Source organism: Ureibacillus sp. FSL K6-0786, from assembly GCF_037965165.1.
GTDB lineage: Bacteria > Bacillota > Bacilli > Bacillales_A > Planococcaceae > Ureibacillus > Ureibacillus thermosphaericus.
On the sequence record NZ_CP150191.1, the window covers coordinates 2,692,794 to 2,706,833 of the forward strand.

The following is a 14,040-nucleotide window of genomic DNA, read 5'->3' on the forward strand; positions in this document are numbered from 1 at the left end:
AGCCATTTATTGATTGATGGGAGGCTAAATGGTGACAAACAATGAATGGAAGTACCGGATTGCCTATTTAGGACCGGAAGCTTCATTTACGTACTTAGCAACAAATTCACTTTTCCCGAATGAATGGAACATTGCTTATCGAACGATTCCAGAGTGCATTGACGCAGTAACAAATGATTTAGTGGATTATGCGGTTGTACCCTTGGAAAATGCTTTAGAAGGCAGTGTACCACTAACAATTGATTATTTATTTCATGAAGCAAATTTATATATCATCGGGGAAATTAAATTAAAAATTCAACAGCATTTAATGGTCAATAAAGCGCAAAAAGATAATTGGGAAAAACTAGAGGGTATTTATTCCCATTCACATGCTTTAGCTCAGTGCCATAAATATTTATTTTATCGTTTTAGCCATGTTCCGTTGCATCAAACTACCTCCACTGCGCAGGCGGCAAAAATGGTCGCTGAGAATCCTGATAAATGTATTGCAGCAATCGGCAATGCGTCTTCTGCTGAAAAGTATGGATTGGAAATTGTGGAACACAATATTCATGACTTACATTTTAACCATACTCGATTTGTTGTATTATCAAAGCACAATACTCGTTTACCAATCGAAAAATCAGATGGTCAACCGAAAACGACGCTAATGTTGACGTTGCCTCAAGATGTTGTTTCCGGAGCGTTGCATCAAGTGCTCTCGGTTTTTGCCTGGAGAAAATTGAACTTGAGCAAAATTGAATCACGACCACTAAAAACGGGATTAGGAAACTATTTCTTTATTATTGATGTGCTTGCAGATGAAAGTGAACCGATGATGAGAGGAGCCTTTGAGGAGTTACATGCTCTTGGCTGTAAAGTGAAATCACTCGGAACTTATTATACATATAATGCATCGGAGTGATCATGTTGAAGTCAATCATCTTATTTGACGGTGAGTGTAACTTTTGCAGTCGAAGTGTTCATTTTATCATGAAACGAGACCCTCAAAAAAAATTTCAGTTTGCATCTCTACAAAGTGAAGTAGGAAAATTGTTATGTAATCAGTATCAAGTTCCAAAAGATTTAAATAGCATGATTTTAATTGAAAATCAACGTTATTATGCGAAATCATCGGCCGTATTGCGCATTTCTCTAGGGCTAGAAGGGTTTTGGAAAGTTTTTTCTATATTGATGATATTCCCACCTATTCTTCGGGATACAGTTTACGATTTTATTGCAAAACATCGTTATATTTTTGGAAAAAATCAATCTTGTAAAATACCAAATAAAGAAGATATGGAAAGATTCTTATAAACATAAACAGGCTGGTAGAAAGTAATATTGTTTTCTAACCAGCCTTAATTCTTAATAATTGTTCTGCCTATTACTTTTCCTTCAACAATTTTTTAAAGAACTATTCTTCTATCAAATACCCCTTTTCACGCAGCCTTTTTTCGGCTACTTCAATTTGTTCTTTTGTCGGCGCTGAAATGACATGTAAATGGGTTCCTTGCGTTAAGACAGAAAGGTAAGTTGCATTTGTTTCCTTCACTTTTTGAAGAAACTTTTCTACGTCAATGCGGGATGATAACATCATCGAAGCTGTAATTTCTCCATACACCGGATGTTCAACAATTACATTTTTTACTGTTACCCCACAATCTACAATCGTCAACAATTCATCTTCTGTTTCTTCAGCATTATGTATACAAACAATTTTTTTTTCAAATAAAGCCGTTGTATCGTCTTGATTCATATATAAATATCCTTGGCTTGTTGCAATAATCGGTTCATTTCGCGCTTTTAATAAATTCATGTCGTTAACAATCACTTGTCGACTAACATTTGCATATTTTGCTAATTGTGTACCTGTAATGGGCTCTTTTGAATTCTTTAGGATATTTAGCAATTCATTTCTCCGTTCTTCACCAAGCATTTTTTTCATACAATCACACCTTCTAATAAAATAATGTGTATACGGATAAGCCTGTTAAACATAGTTTAACACGAGGAGTAGTAAAGGGAATTATTTTTGTGTCTTTTTTGATTCATTGTCATATTATAAAACGAGAAAAGGAGGATGTTTGTGCGAACTCACATTGTTCAAAAAGGAGATACTCTTTGGAAAATTGCTAAGCAATATGGTATCGATTTTGAGGAGTTAAAAAGATTAAATTCACATTTAGCAAATCCAGATTATATTGTGCCTGGTATGGAAATTATTTTACCAGATGATCATTCAACTCGGAAACATTCGTATGGACATAAAGAAATGCCAGATAAAGCAAAAACGATTGAAACACCGCCAAAAGATAAAAAAGTAGAGATTCCGCCGAAAGCCAAACCAATCGAAACACCACCGAAAAAACAACCAGTAGAAAAAGAAATGAAATTGCCTGAAATTCCTCCAACACCACCAGTACCACAAATTGTTCCGATGCCGATTCAACAAATGCATCCACACGAAAAGACAGAATTCCACTTTGATTTTTCACCACATCTGAATATTCAACGACACATGCAACATCCACATATAATGCCAATCCCACAACCAGTTATGCCACAGCCGATTTTCATCAAAATTCCACAACCAGAAGGAATGAAAGAAGAAAAGGAAAAAGAGAAGGAAAAAGTAGTAGAGAAAGAATATGTACCGGTTCCTCAAACTCACATTGAATATGTTCCGGTGCCACAACCTATTTATATTCCATGCATGCCGCAACATCCTTGCAACTGTAAACCGCACAAAGTAGAGCGTTGCGGTTGTAGAGAAGCGCAAGACCATATGCAACATCATGCTCAACCATATTTCACAAACCAACATATGTTGCCGCCATGCCCTGAATATCCAATGCATTATGGAATGGATTATCAACAAATGATGCCGTATGGAATGGATTATTCACAAGGTATGCCATACTCCGGTCAACCAGCTCCGGATATGCAATACAGTTATCCGTACGAAGCAGGAATGTATGACGGAAGCGAAGCAGAAAATCCTATGATGACACAAATGGCAACAGAATATCATACAACTCAGAATGATGATACAGATTGGCTCTTTGAATCTACTTCACAAGATGAGCAAAAAGAAGGGGAAAAAACATTGAGTCAGGATTATAATAGCCAAATGCAAGAAGGACATCAGGACTACAATGTTTTTGAACAAGCAACAATGCCATCATACGACTATTATCAAATGCCACAAGGTTATCATCCTATGAATCAAGGGATGTATCCACCGATGTTTCAATCTATGCCACAATCAATGTATCCACAAATGGATCAAGGATTCGACCCAAGTATGCAGCAATATTATCCACCGAGAATGAATCCTTGTGCACCACATTTTAAACCGTGGTCATACTAAATGCAAATTAAAAATAATATATGGAAGCAACATGCAGGTAACGAAACACTATTCATAAAAAAATATGATCAATTTCATGTATTTGAAAAAGTAGCGCTAATTCATGAAGAATTAGAAAAAATTCAGTTTCCTTATATCATTCCATTAAAAAAATCAGAAGAGCCTTATTTGCTTGTTCAAAGTTGGCAAAAGAATAGTTATAGCGCGGATTTTTCCAAGACAAAACATAGAAAGAAAGCAGTGAAAATACTAAAGGCATTACATGAAACAAATGAACAGATTGAATGGAGCCATTATTCTGTCATTCCAAAACAGAAACTCATTCAAAAATGGAATGCTAGACTTGAACGGTTTTTATTGCAAGAAAATGAGCTGGTAAAATATTTGCGTCATCAATATTACGATATTGTTCTCTATGCGAATAAAGCGTTAAAAAAGATACGTCAAAACCCAGGTTCTTTTCCAACAAAGATGACATTGCTACATGGCGATGTTGTGCACCACAATTTTTTAATGACAAGAGATGGAATGAAATTAATTGATTTTGATTTAGCGGTTGTTGGCGATGCGGCGGAAGAGATGATTTTATGGATGCACCGGGCACTACCAAATGTAGATTATGATATTGAAACATTATTAAATGAAAATAAATATTTAAGGGAAATTTGTCTTTCAAAATTACATTACTTGCAATACCCTAATGAACTGTTAAGAGAATGGCAATATGTCTTGCATCTAGGTGATTATGAGAAAGATGCTTTCTTAGAATATATAATGCCATTTACAGAAAAGGCGTTAAGGCATTGGCCTGAACTGATGGCAACAACTGATAAAATTCAAGAAATGTTTGAAGTAGGATAAAATACGAGATTATGTTAATATAAAATAGAATAGTAAATAGTTGACCGTCATAAAAGACGGTCTTTCTTTTGTTTCAATAATGTGTTTATACCAACACTCCGAATGTGAGGAATGAAAATGTACGATTATATCATCGGACAAGTGACGCGCATTACACCTGAATATGTCGTCTTAGAACAGAGCGGGATTGGATACGCAATCATCACACCGAATCCGTTTGCTTTTCGTGTGAATGAAGAAAAACAAAGAGTATTTGTACATATGCATGTAAGAGAAGATGCTCAGCAATTGTATGGTTTTAAAACGATAGAAGAACGAGAATTATTTAAAAAACTTATACAAGTTTCCGGTATCGGTCCAAAGAGTGCGTTATCAATTCTTGCAAGTGGAAATCCTTCGCATGTTATTACAGCCATTGAAATGGAAGATGAAAAGTATTTAGTTAAATTTCCTGGTGTCGGGAAGAAGACTGCTAGACAAATGATTCTAGATTTAAAAGGGAAACTTGGTTCGCTCCTTGAGCATGTGGAACTTCCAAGTGCTGAAGATGAATTGCCGCTATTTGGTGTGAATCCATATCAACATGAATTAGAAGAAGCAATGTTGGCTCTTCATGCACTCGGATATTCCGAAAAAGAATTAGAGAAAATTAAGACTTTATTAAGTGAAAAGGAAGATTTACAAACGACGGAAAATTATATGAAATATGCATTAAAACTTTTGTTAACGACAAAGTAACAAGGAGGGCGGCAAGTGAATCGAATCGTTTCAAGTGAAGCAAATGAATTGGATAACCAAATTGAATTATCTTTGAGACCTCAAAGGCTTTCTCAATATATCGGGCAGCATCAAGTAAAAGATAACTTAAAGATCTTTATTGAAGCGGCAAAATTCCGACAAGAATCGTTAGACCATGTGTTGCTATACGGTCCGCCAGGATTGGGAAAAACCACTCTAGCTAATGTGATCGCAAATGAACTGGATGTAAACATTCGGCTTACAAGTGGGCCTGCAATTGAACGACCAGGAGATTTAGCGGCTATTGTTAGTTCACTAGAGCCTGGGGATGTCCTCTTTATAGATGAAATTCATCGCCTTTCCCGAACAATTGAAGAAGTGCTGTATCCAGCGATGGAAGATTTTTGCCTTGATATCGTCGTTGGGAAAGGGCATGACGCCCGCTCTATTCGATTGGACTTGCCGCCTTTTACATTAGTAGGAGCTACAACAAGGGTAGGTTCTTTATCTGCTCCTTTACGAGATCGTTTTGGTGTATTATTAAGACTTGATTATTATGATGAACATTCATTAATTGAAATTGTAAAAAGAAGTAGTAAACTGTTTGAAGTAGAGATTGATGACAGAGCTGCAGAGGAAATTGCAAGGCGTTCTCGCGGAACTCCTCGTATTGCTAATCGCTTGTTGAAGCGGGTAAGAGACTATGCACAAGTGATAGGGGATGGAATGATAACCCTTGATCTTGCGAAACAAGCTCTTGAATTACTTCAAGTGGATCGATACGGTTTAGATCAAATCGACCATAAATTGCTACGAAGTATGATTGTACAATTTAATGGTGGACCCGTTGGATTAGATACATTAGCGGCTTCCATCGGAGAAGAACGCATCACGATAGAAGATGTGTACGAGCCATATTTAATGCAAATCGGATTTATTCAACGTACGCCACGAGGACGTGTGGCGACAAAATTAGCTTTTGAACATCTTGGTTATACTTATTACGATGAAACAAAGTAAAAGGAAGTTATGTATGAAAATTGAAGAATTTGATTTCAACTTACCAGAAGAATTGATTGCTCAAACACCACTAAAAGATCGTGCAGCAAGTAGATTGCTGATCGTAAATCCTTTTTCAAAAGAAATTGAACATCATCAATTTCCTCATATTGTAGATGAGCTTAATGCGGGTGATTGTCTTGTATTGAATGATACCCGTGTAATGCCGGCTCGACTTTTTGGCATAAAAGAAGAAACGGGAGCTCATATCGAAGTTTTATTGTTAAAACAATTGGAAAAGAATAGATGGGAGACATTAGTCAAACCTGCAAAGAGGGTAAAAATAGGCACGACAATTTCTTTTGGCGATGGACTGTTGCGTGCGACTTGTACGGACGTTCTTGATCATGGTGGACGAATATTTGAGTTTAGTTACGAGGGCATTTTTTATGAAGTGTTAGAAAAATTAGGTGAAATGCCACTACCACCATATATTCATGAAAAATTGGAAGATAGAGAGCGTTATCAAACAGTTTATGCAAAAGAAATTGGCTCTGCAGCAGCTCCAACAGCAGGACTTCATTTCACTGAAGAAATTCTTGAAAAAATTCGCAATAAAGGGGTTGAAATTGTCTTTATTACCCTTCATGTTGGTCTTGGAACATTCAGACCTGTAAGCAGTGAAACAATCGAAGAACATGAAATGCATTCAGAGTTTTATAGCATTAGTGAAAGTGCTGCTGAAACGATTAATCGAGTGAAAGAACAAGGTGGCAATGTCATAGCAGTCGGTACTACATCTACAAGAACCCTTGAGACTGTCGCTTCCAAATATGATGGCAAAATCAAAGCGGAACAAGGATGGACAGATATATTTATTTATCCAGGCTATGAATTTAAATGTATTGATGGTTTAATTACGAATTTCCATTTACCTAAATCAACTTTAGTAATGCTTGTGAGTGCATTGGCTGGAAAAGAGACGATTTTCCATGCCTATAGTGAAGCGATTAAAGAACGATATCGATTCTTTAGTTTTGGTGATGCGATGTTTATTCGGCCAAAAGCATAACACTCAACAATCGAAGTACTGTTTATACTTTAGATGAAGAGAGGAATTTACAAATGACACAACCTGCAATTCGATATGAACATATCAAAACATGTAAACAATCAGGAGCAAGGCTAGGAATTGTCCATACGCCACACGGTTCCTTTGAAACACCAGCATTCATGCCCGTTGGAACACAAGCAACGGTGAAAACGATGTCACCTGAAGAGTTAAAAGAGATGGGCGCGGGCATAATTTTATCCAACACGTATCATTTATGGCTCAGACCTGGTAACGAAATCGTAAAAGAAGCGGGCGGCTTGCACCAATTCATGAATTGGGATCGCCCTATATTAACCGATTCAGGTGGATTCCAAGTATTTTCGTTAAGCGACCTTCGAAAAATTGAAGAAGAAGGAGTTTATTTCCGGAACCATTTAAACGGAGATAAGCTATTTTTAAGCCCTGAAAAATCCATTCAAATTCAAAACGATTTAGGAGCGGACATCATCATGGCGTTCGATGAATGTCCACCATATCCAGCAACTTATGAATATATGTTGCAGAGCGTGGATCGAACAACACGTTGGGCGAAACGATGCAAAGAAGCACACCAGCGTCCAGAAGAACAAGGGTTATTTGGTATTGTGCAAGGTGGGGAATTTGAAGACTTAAGAAAACGATCTGCGGAAGCTCTTATAGAATTGGATTTCCCTGGATATGCTGTAGGTGGATTATCCGTAGGTGAACCAAAAGATGTGATGTACCGAGTATTAGAATTTACAACACCGCTACTTCCTGAAAATAAACCACGCTATTTAATGGGGGTAGGTTCACCGGATGCTTTAATTGAAGGGGCAATCCGAGGTATTGATATGTTCGACTGCGTATTGCCAACGAGAATTGCTCGAAACGGAACGCTAATGACTTCGCAAGGCCGTCTTGTTATTAAAAACGCTCAATATGCGAAAGATTTTGGACCACTTGATCCAAACTGTGACTGTTATACATGTAAAAATTACTCAAGAGCTTATATTCGTCATTTAATTCGAACTGGAGAAATTTTTGGATTAAGACTGACAACGTACCACAACCTTTATTTCTTATTGAGATTGATGGAACAAGTAAGACAAGCAATTAGAGAAGATCGATTGCTTGATTTCCGCAATGAATTTTTTGAGCAATATGGATTTAATAAACCAAATGCGAAAAACTTTTAAGCAAAGAAGCAAACTTTGAATAATTTAAGAAATTTTTCTAATAAAATAGAAAATAAAATCGATTTTTACCTTCGTTTTATACTATACTTATGAGGTGAGAGATAGAAAGGGGGATATACTGGATGCAAACATTATATAACTTATTACCAATCATTATCATGTTTGTTGCAATGTGGTTTATTTTAGTTCGTCCTGCTCAAAAACGACAAAAAGCGACACAAGAAATGCAAAATAATTTAAAGCGTGGAGATAAAGTCGTAACAATCGGTGGACTTCACGGTGAAGTAGATGCTTTAGAAGATTCTGCTGTATATCTTCTAGTTGATGGCAAAACTCGCTTAAAATTTGAGCGTCAAGCAATTGGACGAGTTATCAACGATTAATCCATAGACAACGAATAAAAGGGGGCGTCTGAAAAGTCATTTCAAGACGCCCCCTTTGCGACGAGGTTGGTGACATTTTGATGTGACCACCGCAGGAGCAAAGTTTTTAAGAGAGTATTACTAGTAAGGAGTAGGGCTGTTCAGAAAGTGATTGACTTTCTGGACAGCCCTTTTTTTGTATAGTTGACAATCGCTTGGCCAACAATAGGAAAGAAAGGATGTGGGATGTATGGAAGTGTATTTACAAATTCTTTTCAGAACGGTCTTTTTATATTTGCTCGTGCTTGTCGTTTTTCGCCTCATGGGTAAAAGGGAAGTAGGCGAACTAAGCATTATGGATTTAGTGGTATTTGTGCTCATTGCTGAATGTGTTGCTTTTGCTTTAGATGATTTAGATAAACCGTTATTTGAAAATGTTTTTCCAATTCTTATTTTGCTCGCCATCCAGTATTTAAATTCGTTGATTGCATTAAAAAGTAAGAAAATCCGTGATTTAATTGATGGAGATCCATCGATAATTGTGGAAGATGGTGTTATTAATCAAGAAGAAATGAGAAAGCAACGATATAATTTAGACGATTTATTTCAACAAATGCGTGAAGAACGCATTCCTTCCGTACAGCAAATTAAATATGCATTTCTTGAACCGTCTGGTAGACTATCGATTTTCTTAAAAGATGATGACCCGCTCATCTTTCCACTGATTGTTGATGGATATATAATAGATCGGCATCTAAAATTCCTTGAAAAAGATAGAGAATGGCTGTTGGAAAACTTAAAAAAGAAGGGCTATGAAAAGCCGGAAGACATTTTTTATTGTTGTTATGAAAATTACGATTTGCACGTACAATTAAAGTCGACGAATAAGAATGGAACGTAAAAATCGAAAATCGCTCCATTTTAATTGATTTGTTACTAGTAGAAAGATTGTTAAAACAATAATGGTTAAAGCACTATTTGTCCAAAAATTAAAGGAAATTTTACTGAAAATATAACTTTGAATAATACAAGTAAGAATAAAAATCACATAAGGAATTGCAAAGAATCGGAAACCGGAACTAATCATTTTGTGCGCCCGTAGTGTTGCCATATGTAAAAAAGATGTTACTAATACACCAAATCCAATTGCGATAATTGCACCATATTCTTGAATAAATGGTTGAGATGCTAGTACAAACATGACGAATAATTTCCCGATTCCGCCATAAATGGAATTCATCATGGCAGGTTTTGCTTCATCCATTGCTTGCAAAATGGAGTGTAGAGGGCTTTGGATATAATAAAAATAGAAAATTGGAGCTAAAATTTTCATAAATCCACGGTTCTCCTCTAAGTGAAAGAGCCGCATAGCAAGTTCATCACCGTGCAAAAAGAAATATGTCGCAGCGTAGGCACCAATGATGGATGAAAGGCGTAAACTTATTCCGATGCGATTATTCAGTAACCTTGTATTACTCCTTGCTACAGCATCGCTCACTGCTGGAATTAAAACGATCGCTAAAGCATTAGGAATAAAAGAAGGGAATAATAATAACGGTACATGTACACCAGAAATAATTCCGTATAAAGTCGTTGCTCCTGCAGCTGTCAGTCCTGCAATGGTTAATGCCTTCAAAAAGACGATTGGTTCCAAAAACCATGTGAATGTGCCAAACAATCTGCTTCCTGCACTTGGAACGGCAATACGCAGTAAAGGCATTGCCGGATATGGTTTTTGTGAGGAGGGTTTTTTTAGTTTTTTCTTTTTCATGAAATAATGAATGTATAAATAAATAAACGAAATAAATTCACCAACTGCAGTAATTGCCATTGCATATGCAGCCGTTAATTCAGGGTTGTCCGGCACAACGAAAAATGGCAATGCTAAAGAGATTAAAACGATGCGTACCAGCTGTTCGATCATTTGGGACCAGGCTGTTGCTGAAATGATGGCAATACCTTGTAAGTATCCTCGAATTAAACCGGAAAATACAATAATTGGTACAGCCCCTAACGCAATATATAGCGTAATTTTTGTTCCTTTATTATGTAATAGCGTTTCTGCCAAATATGGAATAAATAATATAAGAATCGGTGTAAATAAGATAATGGATAAAATTGACCATCTAAATGCTGTTTTCATGACGGAATGAAGTTGTCCAATTTGGCGTTTTGCATATAGTTCTGCAATTACTTTCGCTACAGCAATAGGGATGCCTAGCTGTAATACTGAAACGAAGAATATATACGCTGGATAGGCAGTCATATAAACTCCAACAGCTTCTTCGCCAGCTACCCTCATAAATTGCATTCTATAAATAAAACCGAATAGTTTTGACAAAAAAATGACAACTGTGAGAAAAATAGTTCCTCTAACAAATGATGCCATCCATACAATCCCTTCTCAATTATTCTATTATTCGTTACAATATTTGTATGCTTTCCTAAAAACAGTTAATACAGAACGATGGAGTGATTTGCCTATGGTCGAACATGAGCGCTTATTTTCAAAAGTTTTGCCTGTGCTTAAGAGCAAATTAGAAGAAATGAACTTAAACGGGTATGAAGGTATTACGATTGAAGAAATTTGGAATTATTGTCTTCAAAAAAAGTGGCGAAAGAAAAATTTGGATGAAATTCGAATTCATGAAGCCGTATCAACAATTTTTTCATTAAAAGCTTCAGAAATCGTGAATTATTTGCAAATCCAACAATTCCAAAGCACAAATTGGTTTTCTGAAGTAAATCAAGAAGAATTGAGAGAATTATTAAATCCTACAAATAATAACAATTCTGACAAAGAAAATGTATAGATTCGGTTTGACAGGTTGACTTTCGTGTTTCATAATTAGTTTGTTACATAAGAAAAGGAAAGGTATATTTTTGCAATAATTTCGATTGAGCTTATCCACTCCAAGTTTATTCTTCATTTGGTGGAAATATCACGAAAAAAATTTCGGAGTACTAATTCAAGAGATTATTGTAAAGATATGCTTGCACGTGTTTATGTATGTACAAGCTATTGTACATTGCATCAAGGAGGATTTATCAATGAATTCAAAAAGCCGGATCGTTTCCTTTGTACTGGCTGTAATCGTACTTTTTGGTGCGATGGGCTTCACAGTAAAAGGAGTATTAAAAGATGTAAAACTTGGACTTGACTTACAAGGCGGATTTGAAGTTTTGTATGAAGTTGAACCCTTAAAAGAAGGGCAAAAAATTACTCAAAGTATCGTAGCAGATACGACGACCGCTTTATCAAAGCGTATCGATGCTTTCGGTGTCAGCGAGCCGAGTATTCAGGTTGAAGGTGAGAATCGGATTCGTGTTCAGCTTGCTGGAATAGACGATCAATCATCTGCTCGGGAAATGTTATCAAGTACGGCGAATTTAACATTTCGTGATGTAAACGATAATTTACTGTTAGACGGTTCTGATTTGAAAGAAGGCGGTGCTGCGGCTTCCTTCGACCAACAAAATCGACCAATCGTTACATTGACGTTAAAAGATGCACAAAAATTTGCAGACATTACATCGAAAATTTCTCAAATGCCACCAGGTCAGAACTTACTTGTTATTTGGATGGATTTTGTTGAAGGAGAAGACTCATATAAAGAAGAAGCAACAAAGCCTGATCCGAAATTTATTTCAGCAGCGTCTGTAAAAGAAACTTTAAATACAACAGACGTTATGATTTCAGGGAATTTTACTGTTGAGGAAACGAAAAATTTGGCAAGTATGTTAAATGCGGGGGCACTTCCTGTAAAATTAACAGAAATTTATGCAACATCAGTGGGCGCTCAGTTTGGGGAACAAGCTTTAAATAGCACTGTATTCGCTAGTATTGTTGGTGTTCTATTAATTTTCATCTTTATGTTGTTTTACTATCGATTACCTGGTTTTATTTCGATTATCACGTTAACGGTATTTGCCTATTTAGTACTGCTTATTCAAAATTTAATTGGTGCAGTATTAACGTTGCCAGGTATTGCAGCTCTTGTACTTGGTATTGGTATGGCTGTGGATGCGAATATTTTAACAGCAGAGCGTATTCGAGAAGAAATACGTGTTGGTAAATCACCAAAAGAAGCATTCCAAATGGGATCTAAACTATCACTAAGCGCGATTATAGATGCACAATTAACAACATTACTAGCTGCGGTTGTACTTTTCTACTTTGGTACAAGCTCAGTTAAAGGTTTTGCGACAACGTTAATCATTTCCATCTTATTAAGTTTCTTAACTTCTGTATGGTTATCACGTGCATTACTTGGATTACTCATTAAGAGTGGCAAATTCGATAATCCATTCTTCTATGGCGTTCGAAAATCAAAAATTCATGACGCTTCAGAAGGTGTAGAAACATTAGATTTAACAACAAACTTCGATCGCATTGATTTCGTTCATAACCGCAAAAAGTTTTATGCTATTTCAATGATTATTTTGTTGATTGGGGTTGTAATGCTTGGTATCTTTAAATTAAACTTAGGCATTGACTTCTCAAGTGGTACGCGAGTTGAAATACTTTCAAATGAGCCGACTACCCAAGAAGAAATGGCCGATTATTTAGAGAAAATCGGATTCCCAGCAGATGAATTAGTCATAAGTGGTGAAAATAAAGATACTGCTGTTGCCACTTATAAAAAAGATTTCACGCAACAAGAAACGTTAGATTTAAAATCAGCAGTGATGGAAGACTACGGTCATGAACCAAATGTAAGTACAGTTTCTCCAACAGTTGGTCGTGAACTCGTTAAAAATGCGATTTACGCTCTAAGTTTTGCCGCTCTTGGTATTGTCATTTATGTGGCATTCCGTTTCGAATGGAGAATGGGTGTAGGTGCAATTGTTTCACTATTACACGATGTATTCTTCATGGTGGCAATTTTCAGCGTATTGCGCTTAGAAGTGGACATAACTTTCATTGCAGCAATTTTAACCATTGTCGGTTATTCCATAAACGATACGATTGTTACCTTCGACCGTATTCGTGAAAATATCGACCATAAAGGCGAAATCAAATCGAAAGAAGAACTTGCCGAAATCATCAATAAATCCCTTCGTCAAACGATGGGACGTTCCGTAAATACAGTATTGACGGTAATCATAGTTGTTGTTGCGCTCTTAATTTTTGGTGCGCCAGCAATTCGAAATTTCTCAATCGCTTTACTCATTGGATTAGTAACGGGAATGTATTCCTCCATTTGTATTGCAGTACAACTATGGTATACACTAAAAGTGCGCGAAATGAGCAAAAAAGGTACGACAGTGAAGAAAAAAGAGAAGAAGCAATGGGGTTCAGACGAGCCAGTAGTTTAATAATCTATTTCAGATACTCTCTAGTTTAGGGAGTATCTTTTATTTATTATTGGAAGATAAACTTTACTAGATTAATATAAGTTTTTTATCCAATACTTATGAAATTTAGGTATAATGGACTTCGTGAGGATGTGA

At 36.3% G+C, this 14,040-nt stretch carries 14 protein-coding genes; 12 read left to right on the plus strand and 2 right to left on the minus strand.

Features of this window, described 5'->3' with window-relative positions; all coding sequences use genetic code 11:
* The first annotated feature begins 31 nt into the window (after positions 1-31).
* Positions 32-907 carry a prephenate dehydratase gene (gene pheA / locus NSQ18_RS13345; RefSeq protein WP_339288335.1) on the plus strand — a complete coding sequence of 292 codons (876 nt, stop codon included), beginning with the start codon at positions 32-34 and terminating at the stop codon, positions 905-907.
* Between the two features lie 2 nt (positions 908-909).
* On the plus strand, positions 910-1,299 hold the full coding sequence (locus NSQ18_RS13350) for a DCC1-like thiol-disulfide oxidoreductase family protein (protein ID WP_311733635.1): 390 nt from the start codon (positions 910-912) through the stop codon (positions 1,297-1,299).
* Between the two features lie 100 nt (positions 1,300-1,399).
* Here NSQ18_RS13350 and NSQ18_RS13355 read toward each other — a convergent pair whose 3' ends face one another.
* The gene (locus NSQ18_RS13355; RefSeq protein WP_016838400.1) at positions 1,400-1,930 is read right to left on the minus strand and encodes a transcription repressor NadR; all 531 of its coding nucleotides are present in this window, start codon (positions 1,928-1,930) and stop codon (positions 1,400-1,402) included.
* A gap of 141 nt (positions 1,931-2,071) precedes the next feature.
* Between NSQ18_RS13355 and NSQ18_RS13360 the strand changes: the two genes are divergently transcribed.
* From NSQ18_RS13360 to NSQ18_RS13395, 8 genes are all read left to right on the plus strand, one after another.
* Complete coding sequence (locus NSQ18_RS13360) at positions 2,072-3,355, plus strand: LysM domain-containing protein (RefSeq protein ID WP_016838399.1); 1,284 nt, start codon at positions 2,072-2,074, stop codon at positions 3,353-3,355.
* The gene (locus tag NSQ18_RS13365) at positions 3,356-4,216 is read left to right on the plus strand and encodes a phosphotransferase (RefSeq protein WP_016838398.1); all 861 of its coding nucleotides are present in this window, start codon (positions 3,356-3,358) and stop codon (positions 4,214-4,216) included.
* A 117-nt stretch (positions 4,217-4,333) separates the two neighbouring features.
* Positions 4,334-4,954, plus strand: a complete 621-nt coding sequence (ruvA, locus tag NSQ18_RS13370) for a Holliday junction branch migration protein RuvA (protein WP_339288340.1) — start codon at positions 4,334-4,336, stop codon at positions 4,952-4,954.
* Between the two features lie 15 nt (positions 4,955-4,969).
* Complete coding sequence (gene ruvB, locus NSQ18_RS13375; RefSeq protein ID WP_016838396.1) at positions 4,970-5,974, plus strand: Holliday junction branch migration DNA helicase RuvB; 1,005 nt, start codon at positions 4,970-4,972, stop codon at positions 5,972-5,974.
* Between the two features lie 13 nt (positions 5,975-5,987).
* Positions 5,988-7,025, plus strand: a complete 1,038-nt coding sequence (gene queA, locus NSQ18_RS13380; protein WP_016838395.1) for a tRNA preQ1(34) S-adenosylmethionine ribosyltransferase-isomerase QueA — start codon at positions 5,988-5,990, stop codon at positions 7,023-7,025.
* Positions 7,026-7,078: 53 nt separating this feature from the next.
* Entirely contained in the window at positions 7,079-8,224 is a 1,146-nt protein-coding gene (gene tgt / locus NSQ18_RS13385; RefSeq protein ID WP_016838394.1) for a tRNA guanosine(34) transglycosylase Tgt, read from the plus strand.
* Positions 8,225-8,346: 122 nt separating this feature from the next.
* Positions 8,347-8,607, plus strand: a complete 261-nt coding sequence (gene yajC, locus NSQ18_RS13390; protein ID WP_016838393.1) for a preprotein translocase subunit YajC — start codon at positions 8,347-8,349, stop codon at positions 8,605-8,607.
* A 229-nt stretch (positions 8,608-8,836) separates the two neighbouring features.
* Positions 8,837-9,487, plus strand: coding sequence for a DUF421 domain-containing protein (locus tag NSQ18_RS13395; RefSeq protein WP_016838392.1), 651 nt, complete (start codon positions 8,837-8,839; stop codon positions 9,485-9,487).
* Here NSQ18_RS13395 and NSQ18_RS13400 read toward each other — a convergent pair.
* Positions 9,458-10,975: an oligosaccharide flippase family protein gene (locus NSQ18_RS13400; RefSeq protein ID WP_168412381.1), complete on the minus strand. Its 1,518-nt coding sequence runs from the start codon at positions 10,973-10,975 to the stop codon at positions 9,458-9,460. The two genes, NSQ18_RS13395 and NSQ18_RS13400, sit on opposite strands and share 30 nt — an antisense overlap.
* On the opposite strand from NSQ18_RS13400, the gene NSQ18_RS13405 reads away from it, so the two are divergent.
* Entirely contained in the window at positions 10,932-11,399 is a 468-nt protein-coding gene (locus tag NSQ18_RS13405; protein WP_100216199.1) for a post-transcriptional regulator, read from the plus strand. The two genes, NSQ18_RS13400 and NSQ18_RS13405, sit on opposite strands and share 44 nt — an antisense overlap.
* Before the next feature lie 238 nt (positions 11,400-11,637).
* The gene (gene secDF / locus NSQ18_RS13410) at positions 11,638-13,905 is read left to right on the plus strand and encodes a protein translocase subunit SecDF (RefSeq protein WP_339288344.1); all 2,268 of its coding nucleotides are present in this window, start codon (positions 11,638-11,640) and stop codon (positions 13,903-13,905) included.
* The last annotated feature ends 135 nt before the right edge of the window (positions 13,906-14,040 follow it).